At 40.4% G+C, this 14,051-nt stretch carries 13 protein-coding genes and 1 CRISPR repeat array; all 13 genes read left to right on the forward strand.

The window, feature by feature from the left end:
- The 13 genes from ACFORE_RS00855 to ndk all read left to right on the forward strand — a co-directional run bounded on the left by ACFORE_RS00855 (position 1) and on the right by ndk (position 13,935).
- Complete coding sequence (locus ACFORE_RS00855; protein WP_154454368.1) at positions 1-1,143, forward strand: glucose-1-phosphate adenylyltransferase; 1,143 nt, start codon at positions 1-3, stop codon at positions 1,141-1,143.
- On the forward strand, positions 1,133-2,266 hold the full coding sequence (gene glgD / locus ACFORE_RS00860; protein ID WP_269725763.1) for a glucose-1-phosphate adenylyltransferase subunit GlgD: 1,134 nt from the start codon (positions 1,133-1,135) through the stop codon (positions 2,264-2,266). The genes ACFORE_RS00855 and glgD overlap by 11 nt, the downstream gene beginning before the upstream one ends.
- On the forward strand, positions 2,263-3,696 hold the full coding sequence (gene glgA / locus ACFORE_RS00865) for a glycogen synthase GlgA (RefSeq protein WP_154454366.1): 1,434 nt from the start codon (positions 2,263-2,265) through the stop codon (positions 3,694-3,696). The genes glgD and glgA overlap by 4 nt, the downstream gene beginning before the upstream one ends.
- Before the next feature lie 204 nt (positions 3,697-3,900).
- On the forward strand, positions 3,901-4,110 hold the full coding sequence (locus ACFORE_RS00870) for a F0F1 ATP synthase subunit C (RefSeq protein WP_154454365.1): 210 nt from the start codon (positions 3,901-3,903) through the stop codon (positions 4,108-4,110).
- Positions 4,111-4,140: 30 nt separating this feature from the next.
- Positions 4,141-4,851, forward strand: coding sequence for a F0F1 ATP synthase subunit A (atpB, locus tag ACFORE_RS00875; RefSeq protein WP_154454364.1), 711 nt, complete (start codon positions 4,141-4,143; stop codon positions 4,849-4,851).
- Positions 4,852-4,871: 20 nt separating this feature from the next.
- Positions 4,872-5,369, forward strand: a complete 498-nt coding sequence (gene atpF / locus ACFORE_RS00880; protein WP_154454363.1) for a F0F1 ATP synthase subunit B — start codon at positions 4,872-4,874, stop codon at positions 5,367-5,369.
- Positions 5,369-5,905, forward strand: a complete 537-nt coding sequence (locus ACFORE_RS00885; protein WP_154454362.1) for a F0F1 ATP synthase subunit delta — start codon at positions 5,369-5,371, stop codon at positions 5,903-5,905. Before atpF ends, ACFORE_RS00885 begins: the two co-directional genes overlap by 1 nt.
- A gap of 15 nt (positions 5,906-5,920) precedes the next feature.
- Entirely contained in the window at positions 5,921-7,426 is a 1,506-nt protein-coding gene (atpA, locus tag ACFORE_RS00890) for a F0F1 ATP synthase subunit alpha (RefSeq protein ID WP_154454361.1), read from the forward strand.
- A 14-nt stretch (positions 7,427-7,440) separates the two neighbouring features.
- Entirely contained in the window at positions 7,441-8,319 is an 879-nt protein-coding gene (locus tag ACFORE_RS00895; RefSeq protein ID WP_154454360.1) for a F0F1 ATP synthase subunit gamma, read from the forward strand.
- Between the two features lie 58 nt (positions 8,320-8,377).
- Positions 8,378-9,784, forward strand: a complete 1,407-nt coding sequence (gene atpD, locus ACFORE_RS00900; RefSeq protein WP_154454359.1) for a F0F1 ATP synthase subunit beta — start codon at positions 8,378-8,380, stop codon at positions 9,782-9,784.
- A gap of 12 nt (positions 9,785-9,796) precedes the next feature.
- Positions 9,797-10,219, forward strand: a complete 423-nt coding sequence (locus ACFORE_RS00905) for a F0F1 ATP synthase subunit epsilon (protein ID WP_154454358.1) — start codon at positions 9,797-9,799, stop codon at positions 10,217-10,219.
- Positions 10,220-10,631: 412 nt separating this feature from the next.
- Positions 10,632-12,580: direct repeats of the CRISPR family, unit length 36 nt; unit sequence GTTTTAGAGCTGTGTTGTTTCGAATGGTTCCAAAAC.
- 198 nt (positions 12,581-12,778) lie between these two features.
- On the forward strand, positions 12,779-13,432 hold the full coding sequence (locus tag ACFORE_RS00910; protein ID WP_154454357.1) for a hypothetical protein: 654 nt from the start codon (positions 12,779-12,781) through the stop codon (positions 13,430-13,432).
- 86 nt (positions 13,433-13,518) lie between these two features.
- Positions 13,519-13,935 (forward strand): nucleoside-diphosphate kinase, encoded by a 417-nt coding sequence (ndk, locus tag ACFORE_RS00915; RefSeq protein WP_154454356.1) that lies wholly within the window; start codon positions 13,519-13,521, stop codon positions 13,933-13,935.
- Positions 13,936-14,051: the final 116 nt, after the last annotated feature.

Raw genomic sequence — 14,051 nt, forward strand, 5'->3', positions numbered from 1 at the left:
ATGAGAAATGAAATGTTAGCACTCATCCTCGCAGGAGGACAGGGGACACGTCTTGGAAAATTAACACAGAACATCGCCAAACCAGCGGTTCAGTTTGGTGGGCGTTATCGTATTATTGACTTTGCACTTTCAAACTGTGCTAACTCAGGCATTTCAAATGTTGGTATTATCACACAATACCAACCATTAGCCTTAAATAGCCACGTGGGAAATGGTTCAAACTGGGGGCTAGATGGCATCAATTCTGGTGCGACCATTTTACAACCTTATTCTGCTACGGAAGGGAATCGTTGGTTTGAAGGAACCAGCCATGCCATTTATCAAAATATGGATTATATTGATAGCATTGACCCTGAGTACGTTTTGATTTTGTCAGGGGACCATATTTACAAGATGGATTATGCGGATATGTTGCAAACCCATAAAGATAATATGGCTAGTTTGACGGTAGCTGTTATTGATGTGCCGTTGAAAGAAGCCAGCCGTTTTGGGATTATGAATACAGACACCAACGATAGAATTGTTGAATTTGAGGAAAAACCAGAACATCCAAAATCAACCAAGGCTTCAATGGGGATTTACATTTTTGATTGGAAACGCCTGCGTGAAGTCCTCATCAATGCTGAAAAAAATAACGTTGATATGTCTGACTTTGGTAAGAACGTGATTCCAGCTTACCTTGAAGCTGGGGACCGCGTTTACACTTACAATTTCAACGGCTACTGGAAGGACGTTGGAACGATTGAATCGCTTTGGGAAGCCAATATGGAATACATCGGGGAAGACAATGAGCTTCACAGCCGTGACCGCTCATGGAAGATTTATTCTAAAAACCTCATCGCTCCTCCTAATTTCATTACAGAAGAAGCTGATGTTAAAGATTCGCTCGTTGTCGATGGGTGCTTTATTTCGGGGAAAGTGGAGCATTCTATCCTATCAACCAATGTTCAGGTGAAAAAGGGAGCTCAGATTAAGGATTCCTTTATCATGAGCGGAGCAATTATTGGAGAAGGTGCCAAAATCACGCGTGCCATTATTGGGGAAAATGCCGTTATCGGTGATGATGTCGAAATTGATGGGACAAATGATGAAGTGCAAGTTGTGGGCTACGGTGAAGTAGTAGGAGGTCAAAATGAAGCGTGATAAATATACTGCAGTTTTGGGAAATGCGGTGGTCTACCATGATATGTCAACCTCGACTGAAAAACGTCCTTTGGCAAATCTGCCATTTGATGGCAAGTACCGTCTGATTGATTTTCCATTATCAAACCTAGCCAATGCAGGTATTCATAACATTTATGCTATCTTTAGAGGACACAATATTCACTCGGTTTTCGACCATGTGCGTAGCGGTCGTGAGTGGGGGCTAAATACGCTATTGAGCCATTATTTTCTTGGCTTTTACGAAGAACAACACAGCAGCGAGTTGGCCAATCGTGATTACTACGAACAGATTTTGACTTACTTAAAACGCTCAGGCAGTGAGCAAACGGTTTACATGAATTGTGACATCTTATGTAACATTGATTTGGCACAAGTCATTCACCTGCACGAAGTCAGCGACGGCAATATTACCGTTGTTTACAAAAAAATGCCTAAGGAAGCCATCTCTGATGCCAATGAAATCCTTGATATTGATGAAACCGACCATGTGATTAGACGCACGACTATTGATGACAATTTGGAATTGCAAAAAATGTCTGCTGATATTTATGTGGCTAAGACACCGTGGTTGATTAACCGCTTGGAAGAAGAAATGAAGCGAGAAGAGCCACGTCGTCTACGTTACTTCTTGCGTGAGTTGTCGCTCACTAGCAACGCTCTAGCCTTTGAATACACGGGCTATCTCTCAAATATCTTCTCTGTTAAATCTTACTACGATGCCAACATGGATATGCTCAATGCTCAAAAATTCTATTCATTGCTTTATACCAACCACAAGATTTATACGCGCGTGAAAAATGAAGAGGCGAGCTATTTCTCAAACGAATCACAGGTAACCAACGCCCAATTTGCGTCTGGTAGCATTGTGAAGGGACGTGTTGAGCATTCTATTGTGTCGCGTAATTGCTACCTTTCTAAAGATTCGCAAGTCACAGGTAGCATTCTCTTTCCAAAAGTAACGGTCGGTGAAGGTGCTGTGGTTGAAAATGCCATTGTCGATAAGAATGTTATCGTGCACCCAGGCGTTGTCATTCGAGGCACTAAGGAAAACCCACTTGTTATTAAAAAAGGTTTAGAAATCACTGAGGATATTATAGAATGAAACTATTGTTTGTTGCGGCAGAAGGGGCACCCTTTGCCAAGGCAGGCGGATTAGGCGATGTCATTGGGGCATTGCCTAAATCCCTTGTCAAAAAAGGTCATGAGGTTGCTGTGGTTCTGCCATATTATGACATGATTGATGTTAAATTTGGCGATCAAGTCGAAGACGTCCTGTATTACTACACCAATGTGGGTTGGCGTCATCAATACGTGGGCGTTAAGCGTTTGGTAAAAGATCAAGTCACGTTTTACTTTTTAGATAATCAATACTATTTTTTCCGTGGTCATATCTATGGCGATGGGGATGACGGGGAGCGCTTTGCTTTCTTCCAATTAGCTGCGATTGAATTGATGGAAAAAGTGGCTTTTATCCCTGACCTTGTCCATGTACATGATTATCACACAGCTATGATTCCTTTCTTGTTGAAGGAAAAATACCACTGGATTCAAGCTTATCAAGGCATTCGTACGGTCTTGACCATTCATAACTTAGAGTTTCAAGGGCAATACGACCCAGGAATGCTTTGGGATTTGTTTGGGGTTGGCTTTGAACGTTATGCTGACGGGACTTTACGCTGGAATGAGTGCCTTAACTGGATGAAGAGTGGGATTTTATATGCTGACCGCGTCACAACCGTTTCGCCATCTTATGCCCAAGAAATCAAAACTCCAGAATTTGGCAAGGGCTTGGACCAAATTCTACGCATGGAAAGTGGTAAACTAACAGGTATCACCAACGGTATTGACACTGACCTCTACAATCCTGAAACAGACCAATTGATTCCTTATGCTTTTTCTGCGTCGGATTTGACTGGAAAAATGCAGGATAAAAAAGCGCTTCAAGAGCGCCTTGGCTTGCCTGTGCGTGAAGACGTGCCTTTGATTGGGATGGTTTCCCGCTTAACAGACCAAAAAGGCTTTGGTTTAGTAGTCCATGAGCTGTGCCACCTACTTGAAAAAGATATCCAAATGGTGCTTTTGGGAACAGGTTATGACGGATTTGAAGCAAGCTTTTCTTGGTTTGCCCATGCTTTCCCAGACAAAATGTCTGCCAATATTACCTTTGACCTCGCCCTTGCCCAGCAGATTTATGCGGCTTGTGACCTCTTTTTGATGCCAAGTGCCTTTGAGCCATGTGGCTTGTCACAAATGATGGCTATGCGTTACGGCACCCTGCCTATCGTTCACGAAGTCGGTGGTTTGCGTGATACCGTTCTGCCTTACAACCCTTACGACCAGACAGGAACAGGCTTTAGTTTCCAAGAATTTTCAGGCTACTGGCTGACCAAAACCGTTGAAAGGGCCTTGGACCTTTATCATCATGACAAAGAAGCTTGGGAAATGCTGCAGCAAAATGCCATGGCTTGTGATTTTTCATGGGACACTGCCAGCCAAGCTTACGAGGACTTATATCGTTCTCTTTTCCAATAAAATTAACCAAAAGGAGCCTCTAAAAAGGCTTCTTTTTTACAAACTCCATACACAAAACAGACTCCCATTTTACATGGATTTGAAAGTAAACAAAGGTTAAGAATAATATGAGAAAACGCTTCCCTAATCTGCGATTTCGTTGACAATTCAGCAAAATAGGACTAAAATAACGGAGTAAAAAAATTTATAAAGGAGATTCATATCATGTTGAATTTAGCTATTTTAGCACTTGGTTTTGGTGTTCTAGGTGTCAGTATCGGTGAAGGTATCCTAGTAGCCAATGTAGCCAAATCAGCTGCACGTCAACCAGAAATGTTTAGCAAATTACAAACACTTATGTTCTTAGGGATTGCCTTCATCGAAGGTACATTCTTCGTACTTCTTGCTTGTACATTCTTCGTAACGACTAGATAACAGTTGGTATATCTTTAAGGGGGGGTAGAATTGGAAACTTCTGTGAATCCAACAGCGCAACTCTTTGGGATTGATTTTGACTTAACCATTCTCTCAATGTCACTGTTGACAGTGCTCATTACATTTTTGATTATCTTTATTTCAAGCCGCAATATGCAATTGAAACCAAAAGGAAAACAAAATGTGTTAGAGTGGGTGTATGAGTTCGTACAAGGAATTATTAAACCCAATCTTGGTCGCTATACTAGCAACTACAGTCTCCTCTTCTTTAGTTTATTCTTTTTCTTAGTGATTGCCAACAACATAGGGCTAGTCGCAAAAATTGAAATTGGTGGCTACAACTTTTGGTCATCTCCAACCTCTAACGCAGCCTACAACTTTGGATTGTCTTTGATGATGGCTGTTGTTATCCACGTTGAAGGTGTGCGTAAAAATGGTTTTAAGGAGTATTTGAAAGAATACCTCTCACCAACGCCAGCAATGTTACCAATGAATATTCTAGAGCAGTTTACGAACATCATTTCGTTGACGCTTCGTCTTTATGGTAATATCTTTGCCGGTGAAATCATTTTAGGATTGTTGGTGCAATTTTCAGATACTAGTATCTTTGCATGGCCAATAGCATTCGCCTTGAATGTTGTTTGGACAGGATTTTCGATCATGATATCTTGTATTCAAGCCTATGTATTTGTCATTTTGTCATCTGTTTACGTTGGTGACAAAGTGAATCACAAAGAATAATAAGAAAGGAGAAAGTATTTATGTCAACGCTTATTAATAGCACAAGTCTTGGTAACATTATTATTGTAACTGGCTCTTTTCTTCTCTTGCTTGTTCTCGTTAAATTATTTGCTTGGGACCAAATTACAGGCATTTTTAAGGCTCGTGAAGAGAAAATCGCCAATGATATTGATGATGCCAAAGCAGCTCGTGAAGAGGCTGAAGATTTGGCCGCTAAGCGTCAAACAGAATTAGCTGGTGCACGTTTGGAAGCAACGCAAATCATTGATGATGCCAAAGAAACTGGTAAAAATCAAGAAGCTAAAATCGTTGCTCAAGCGCATGAAGAAGCTAAACGTTTGAAAGAAAAAGCTAATCAAGACATCGCACTCAGTAAGGTAGAAGCCCTATCAAGTGTTAAAGGTGATGTTGCTGATTTAACCGTAATGTTGGCAGAAAAAATCATGGCGACAACGCTTGATAAGGAAGCTCAAAGCGATCTCATTGATAGTTATCTTGATAAGCTAGGAGATGCCTAATGGATAAAAAAACAGTAGCGCTTGTTGAACAGTATGCCAAAAGTTTCGTTGAAGTAGCTATTGAAAAAGATCAATTAGCAGCGCTTCAAGAAGAAACAGACGCCGTATTATCTGTTTTTCAGCAAACACGTTTAGCTAAAGTTTTATCAAGTATAGCTGTTTCGCGTGATGAAAAAGTAAAACTTGTTAGGTTGTTTCAAGAGTCTAGTTCAGTTTATATGAACAATTTTCTTGAGGTAATTTTACAAAACGAAAGAGAAGCGTTCTTAGAAGTGATTTTGAAGGAAGTCAAAGCGCAAATGGCTATCGCAAGCAATCAACATGATGCTGTGGTGACAACAGCTGTTGCTTTGACACCTAACCAAAAAGAACGTATCCTAGCGTTAATCTCCAAAAAATTTGGAATAACAGTAGGAAAATTGATTGAAAATATTGATGAGGCTATTCTTGGTGGCTTTATCATCAATGTGAACAACACAGTAATTGATACAAGCATTCAGCATCAATTACAAGAATTAAAAATGAATTTGAAATAGAAAGTGGTGTGACTTTTGGCAATTAATGCACAAGAAATTAGCGCTTTAATTAAAAAGCAAATTGAAAACTTCCAGCCAAATTTTGACGTCACAGAAACTGGTGTGGTCACTTATATCGGTGATGGTATCGCACGTGCTCGTGGTCTTGATAACACGATGAGTGGGGAACTTCTTGAATTTTCAAATGGTGCCTTTGGTATGGCTCAAAACCTTGAAACCAATGATGTTGGTATCATCATTTTAGGAGATTTCTCTACAATCCGTGAAGGCGATGTGGTAAAACGCACAGGTAAAATCATGGAAGTGCCAGTAGGTGAAGCCCTTATTGGACGTGTTGTTAACCCACTTGGTCAACCTGTGGATGGTCTTGGTGACATTAAAACCACAGCCACTCGTCCTGTTGAAGCACCTGCTCCAGGTGTTATGCAACGTAAATCAGTTTCTGAACCTCTTCAAACAGGCTTGAAAGCTATTGACGCCTTGGTTCCAATTGGACGTGGTCAACGTGAATTGATTATCGGTGACCGCCAAACAGGTAAAACATCTGTTGCGATTGATGCGATTTTGAACCAAAAAGGACAAGATATGATTTGTATCTATGTCGCTATCGGTCAAAAAGAATCAACCGTTCGTACACAAGTTGAAACCCTTCGTAAATACGGTGCCCTAGATTATACAATCGTTGTGACAGCCTCAGCTTCACAACCATCACCATTGCTTTACATCGCACCTTATGCTGGTGTTGCAATGGCAGAAGAATTCATGTATAACGGCAAACACGTTTTGATTGTTTACGATGATTTGTCAAAACAAGCGGTTGCTTACCGTGAACTGTCCCTTCTTCTTCGTCGTCCACCAGGACGTGAAGCCTACCCAGGTGACGTTTTCTATCTACACAGCCGTTTGCTAGAACGTTCAGCGAAAGTTTCAGATGAACTTGGTGGTGGTTCTATCACAGCCCTTCCATTCATCGAAACACAAGCAGGGGACATCTCAGCTTACATCGCGACAAACGTGATTTCGATTACTGACGGACAAATTTTCTTGCAAGAAAATCTTTTCAACTCAGGTGTTCGTCCTGCGATTGATGCGGGTTCTTCAGTATCACGTGTTGGTGGTTCTGCGCAAATCAAAGCCATGAAGAAAGTAGCTGGTACTCTTCGTCTTGACTTGGCTTCTTACCGTGAATTGGAAGCCTTCACGCAATTTGGTTCTGATTTGGATGCTGCTACACAAGCGAAATTGAACCGTGGACGTCGTACCGTTGAAGTGCTTAAACAACCTGTTCACAAACCACTTCCAGTTGAAAAACAAGTTGTTATCTTGTATGCACTAACTCATGGTTTCTTAGATGATGTGCCAGTTAACGATATCTTAGATTTCGAGCAAGCTTTGTATGATTACTTTGACGCTCATTACGAATCTATTTTTGAAACCATCCGTATAACGAAAGATTTACCAGAAGAATCAGTTTTAGACGCTGCTATTCAAGCTTTTAAAGAACAATCTGAATTCAAATAAGAGGGGGTAAGCATATGGCAGGCTCTCTTAGTGAAATTAAAGGGAAAATCGTTTCAACTCAGAAAACAAGTCATATTACTGGTGCCATGCAAATGGTATCAGCAGCCAAATTGACCAAATCTGAGCAGGCTGCAAAAGATTTCCAAATCTATGCTTCAAAAATTCGCCAAATCACTACGGATCTTTTAAAATCTGAATTGACAAGTGGTTCTAGCAATCCAATGTTGGTGTCACGTCCAGTGAAAAAAACAGGCTATATCGTGATTACCTCAGACAAAGGTTTGGTTGGCGGATACAATTCAAAAATCTTGAAAGCCATGATGGATTTGATTGCAGAGTACCATGCGGACAATGATAACTATGCCATCATCGCTATTGGTGGTATCGGTGCTGATTTCTTTAAAGCCCGTGGCATGAATGTTGTCTTTGAATTGCGAGGCCTTGAAGACCAACCGTCATTTGAACAAGTTGGTAACATCATTTCGCAGTCTGTTGAAATGTATAAAAACGAGTTATTTGATGAGTTGTACGTTTGTTATAACCATCATGTGAATAGCTTAACCAGTCAGGTTCGTGTTCAACAAATGCTTCCTATCGCAGAATTGGATGCCAATGAAGCAGCAGAAGAAGGCACATCTGGTTTTGAATTGGAACCAGACCGTGAAATGATTTTGGAACAATTGTTGCCGCAATACACGGAAAGCCTTATTTACGGGGCAATTGTAGATGCGAAAACTGCTGAACATGCCGCTGGTATGACAGCCATGCAAACGGCTACTGATAACGCCAAAAGTATTATTAACGATTTGACGATTCAGTACAACCGTGCGCGTCAAGCAGCTATTACACAAGAAATTACAGAAATTGTAGCGGGTGCTAACGCACTAGAATAAAAGAGAAATCTGTTTTCTAGCAAAAACGTATTTCTAAAAAATCTAAAAGGAGAAAAACATGAGCTCAGGCAAAATTGCTCAGGTTGTTGGTCCAGTCGTTGACGTCGCGTTCGATGCTGGTGACAAATTACCTGAGATTAATAATGCATTGATTGTTTATAAAGATGGCGATAAATCGAAAAAAATCGTTCTCGAAGTTGCTCTTGAACTCGGTGACGGTATTATTCGTACAATCGCTATGGAATCAACCGATGGGCTTACACGTGGATTAGAAGTTTTTGATACAGGTCGTGCTATTAGCGTGCCTGTTGGGACAGAAACACTAGGTCGCGTCTTTAACGTTCTTGGGGACACTATTGACCTTGAAGAACCATTTGCTGAAGACGCTCCTCGTGAACCTATCCACAAAAAAGCACCAGCTTTTGATGAATTATCAACATCATCTGAAATCCTTGAAACAGGAATCAAAGTTATCGACCTTTTAGCGCCATACCTTAAAGGTGGTAAAGTCGGTCTTTTCGGTGGTGCCGGTGTTGGTAAAACCGTTCTTATCCAAGAATTGATTCATAACATTGCCCAAGAACACGGTGGTATTTCAGTATTTACCGGTGTTGGGGAACGTACACGTGAAGGGAATGACCTTTACTGGGAAATGAAAGAATCTGGCGTTATTGAAAAAACAGCCATGGTCTTTGGTCAAATGAATGAACCACCTGGAGCACGTATGCGTGTAGCCCTTACTGGTTTGACTATCGCTGAATACTTCCGTGATGTTGAAGGCCAAGACGTACTTCTTTTCATTGACAATATCTTCCGTTTCACCCAAGCCGGTTCAGAAGTATCTGCCCTTCTTGGACGTATGCCATCAGCCGTTGGTTACCAACCAACCTTGGCTACTGAAATGGGTCAATTGCAAGAACGTATCACATCTACGAAAAAAGGTTCTGTAACCTCTATTCAAGCCATCTACGTGCCAGCCGATGACTACACTGACCCAGCGCCAGCAACAGCATTCGCTCACTTGGATTCAACAACCAACCTTGAACGTAAGTTGACTCAAATGGGGATTTACCCAGCCGTTGACCCACTTGCTTCAAGTTCACGTGCGCTTGCACCAGAAATTGTTGGTCAAGAGCACTACGATGTTGCGACAGAAGTGCAACGTGTTCTTCAACGTTACCGTGAATTGCAAGACATCATTGCCATTCTTGGTATGGACGAATTGTCTGATGAAGAAAAAACATTGGTTGGACGTGCACGTCGTATTCAATTCTTCTTGTCACAAAACTTTAACGTTGCGGAACAATTTACAGGTATGCCTGGTTCATACGTTCCCGTAGCTGAAACAGTTCGTGGATTCAAGGAAATTTTGGAAGGTAAATACGATGATCTTCCAGAAGATGCTTTCCGTAACGTGGGTCCAATCGAGGATGTTGTTGAAAAAGCGAAAAAAATGAACTACTAATGAGGTGATGCCATGACATATATGACTGTTCAGGTGGTAACACCCGATGGAATTCGCTATGATCACCATGCTAATTATATTTCAATAAAAACACCTGACGGTGAGATGGGGATTTTGCCAGACCATATCAACCTCATTGCCCCTTTGACAGTCCATGAAATGAAAATCCGTCGTACGGATGATGAAAATCACGTGGACTGGATTGCCATCAACGGTGGTGTTATCGAAGTCAAAGATAATCATGTCACTATTGTCGCTGATTCTGCTGAACGTGAACGCGATATTGACGTTAGCCGTGCCGAACGTGCTAAAATTCGTGCTGAACGTAGCTTGGAAAAAGCACAAAGTAACCATGATATCGATGAGGTGCGTCGTGCCCAAGTTGCTCTTCGTCGGGCATTGAACCGCATTAACGTGGGAAATAATAAAAAGTAAGAGAAATCTTTACTTTAACCGGCTCTTTGTCAACTGTAGTGGGGTGATGAAAAGCTAACATCGAGAGAGAACCAATTGGTTTTCTCTTTTTTCTACGGTCTGCTAGTGTTAAATGTTTACCTTTTGGTGTATAATAGTCTTGCATCTCAGAGTCCTTCTAATTGTTGTTGTGGTGATTACAATTATATCTCTCTGAGATGTTTTTTGATACACTCAAGTGCTCAAGTGGCTAATTTCATTTTAGAACTTTCAGATATCTTGCTTTTTTAAAATCGCTGTTAGATAAACTGATTTTATGGTATAATGGAAATAATTAAAATTCGATTTTATTAATGGGATCGTTCGGAGCTGAAGTTCTGCTGTGGACGAATGGCGCGATTACGAAATCTTGTGAGAAAAAATGGTCCACGAGGTTTTAGAGCTGTGTTGTTTCGAATGGTTCCAAAACAACCGAAGACTTTAAACATGCTGCCGAGACGTTTTAGAGCTGTGTTGTTTCGAATGGTTCCAAAACCAATTTATCAGACGATTATCGAAACAACATGTTTTAGAGCTGTGTTGTTTCGAATGGTTCCAAAACATATCAAGTAAACGTGTATAATGTATATACGTTTTAGAGCTGTGTTGTTTCGAATGGTTCCAAAACACAACGGACAAGCTGAAAATGATTTAGCAGGTTTTAGAGCTGTGTTGTTTCGAATGGTTCCAAAACGAAAGGTCAAGCAATTCTTGTACTTGTTTAGTTTTAGAGCTGTGTTGTTTCGAATGGTTCCAAAACCGCAGATTCGCCGAATGGTGTAAGTGCACAGTTTTAGAGCTGTGTTGTTTCGAATGGTTCCAAAACTTAACGTATTGAAGTCAGTCTGTGAGACTTGTTTTAGAGCTGTGTTGTTTCGAATGGTTCCAAAACCTTATCAAACGCCATTTCATGTTTAACAACGTTTTAGAGCTGTGTTGTTTCGAATGGTTCCAAAACGCTAACATAGTAGTATGAAATAATGACGAGGTTTTAGAGCTGTGTTGTTTCGAATGGTTCCAAAACCAGTAGACTACTTCTACGAACTTCATTGTGGTTTTAGAGCTGTGTTGTTTCGAATGGTTCCAAAACCTTCACACAATAAACAGCCCTCTATATGAAGTTTTAGAGCTGTGTTGTTTCGAATGGTTCCAAAACACGAGAATCTGACGCCTTTCTTGGTATGTTGTTTTAGAGCTGTGTTGTTTCGAATGGTTCCAAAACGTCATACAAACAATATTTTTTGTGATTAAGTTTTAGAGCTGTGTTGTTTCGAATGGTTCCAAAACAATAGCGATTGTTTCATATTTCCCTTTTTTTGTTTTAGAGCTGTGTTGTTTCGAATGGTTCCAAAACTGGAGGTTGCACGTTAAAGCGTAAAAAGAAGTTTTAGAGCTGTGTTGTTTCGAATGGTTCCAAAACTAGTCGTGGAGAATTTAGTTTATACGGTGGGTTTTAGAGCTGTGTTGTTTCGAATGGTTCCAAAACTAACTGGCTTGCAAAAGAAACAGATTTTATGTTTTAGAGCTGTGTTGTTTCGAATGGTTCCAAAACCCCTAGAGGGTTTGACAATAAGTTGAGTGCGTTTTAGAGCTGTGTTGTTTCGAATGGTTCCAAAACCATATTATATGTTAGCTATTTGGATTGGTATGTTTTAGAGCTGTGTTGTTTCGAATGGTTCCAAAACCCGTTGTTTTGAACTTTTGAAAGTGTAGCTGTTTTAGAGCTGTGTTGTTTCGAATGGTTCCAAAACTGAGGAGTTAGCATTTAAGTAAGCAGTGACGTTTTAGAGCTGTGTTGTTTCGAATGGTTCCAAAACGATAGCTAGGAACTATTTTATCAAAACTCAGTTTTAGAGCTGTGTTGTTTCGAATGGTTCCAAAACGTAAAGAACAAATCAAATTAACGTTTGTTAGTTTTAGAGCTGTGTTGTTTCGAATGGTTCCAAAACGGCAATGACGGTATGAAAGTGCCATTGGTTGTTTTAGAGCTGTGTTGTTTCGAATGGTTCCAAAACCAAGAGATAAAGATATAACAGTAGACCTGTGTTTTAGAGCTGTGTTGTTTCGAATGGTTCCAAAACCTTGGACTTTTGGGACTAACTGGACAAGTCAGTTTTAGAGCTGTGTTGTTTCGAATGGTTCCAAAACTTTTTTCCTTGATTTTCTGATAAGTTTCTTGTTTTAGAGCTGTGTTGTTTCGAATGGTTCCAAAACTTTAAAAATATCAAAGTGTATTCGTAACGTTTTAGAGCTGTGTTGTTTCGAATGGTTCCAAAACCATTTTAAAATAGACTTAATACATAATGTGTTTTAGAGCTGTGTTGTTTCGAATGGTTCCAAAACATATAATTATGAGACTAACGAATTTCGGAAGTTTTAGAGCTGTGTTGTTAATTGAACGAGCGTATAAAAGCGCTTGTTTTTTTGTTTAGGAAAAATATAAAAGCACAATTGAAAACGATACCATAAACTTGTTTTTTATGTTACAATTAGGGTGGTTTAGGAACGATAAATATTTACTGATTGTAAGAGAGGGGATAAATGGATATGAGAAAAGTCTTTTTATGTTTGTTGGCCTTGTCTTGTGTGGGCTTATCAGCTTGTCATAAGTTCCAATCGCCTCAAACAAATTCCAAAACAACCGTATCTACTACTAGCCAAACGCAAAAAGCATCATCTAGCTCGACTTTCACCTCAACGTCCATCTCAGAAAGTAGCACTCAAACAGAGTTAAGTAGTTCTTCAACACAGTCAATTACTACAGAAACTGAAAGTTTTGATAATCAGACCACACCAAGTAGTAGTCAAGATGAGGCTTCGGTGTCTCAGCCGACTGGAATACAGTTAGAAGAACTAGCTGTGGGCAATTACGCTTCTTTGGCTGGCACATGGACGACTGGAGATGGTTCGGATACCATCATTATCCAGCCTGATGGCTACAGTTACAATGCTAATTCTGGAGTTGGTTTTGTATCGCTTGTAGGTGGTTTACAATCTGTTAATGGCTATCCGTACATTTATTGTCAGTTTGAAGATGATAGTGTTATGAGAATCAATGTTCTTGTGTTGTTAGAAGCTGGGCGTGCAAGCGGCTCTTCAGATGCCAGCCGTGACCGTTTGTATTTTACCAGCAATCGTAGCAATGGCTATGAATTCGCGGATGATAGTTTGTGTTATTACAAGGTGGCAGACTAGAAGTGATTTAAAGGCTTAGATTTTTCAAACCCTACTTTTTATGGTAAAATAGAGAAGAATTTATTTAGATAGGTTGGATTGATTACATGGAAAAAACATTCTTTATGATTAAGCCAGATGGTGTCAGACGTGGATTAGTCGGTGAAGTGTTGCATCGCATTGAAAGACGAGGATTCAAGATTGAAAAACTTGAAATGCGTATGGCTACTCCAGAGTTGTTAGAAAAACACTATGAAGATTTGGTTGACCGACCATTTTTCCCACAAATTGTTGATTTTATGACAAGTGGACCACTTATCACAGGTGTCTTGTCAGGGAACCAAGTGATTGGCTCATGGCGCACTATGATGGGAGCAACAAATCCTAAAGAAGCTCTTCCAGGAACAATCCGAGGCGACTACGCACAAGCCCCAGATGAAGGTGGCGCAACCTTCAACGTCGTTCACGGTTCAGATTCACCGGAATCAGCCGAACGCGAAATTTCCCTCTGGTTTGGCGAATAATGAAAGCAAGCACTTGAAAGTGTTTGCTTTTTTGGGCTCTTTGTCAACTGTAGTGGGTAGATGAAAAGCTAACACCTAGAGAGGACGAACTTCGTCCTCTCTTTCTTTATGTTCAA

Origin of the sequence: Streptococcus alactolyticus, assembly GCF_042649785.1 — a bacterium.
GTDB classification, from domain to species: Bacteria; Bacillota; Bacilli; order Lactobacillales; family Streptococcaceae; genus Streptococcus; species Streptococcus alactolyticus.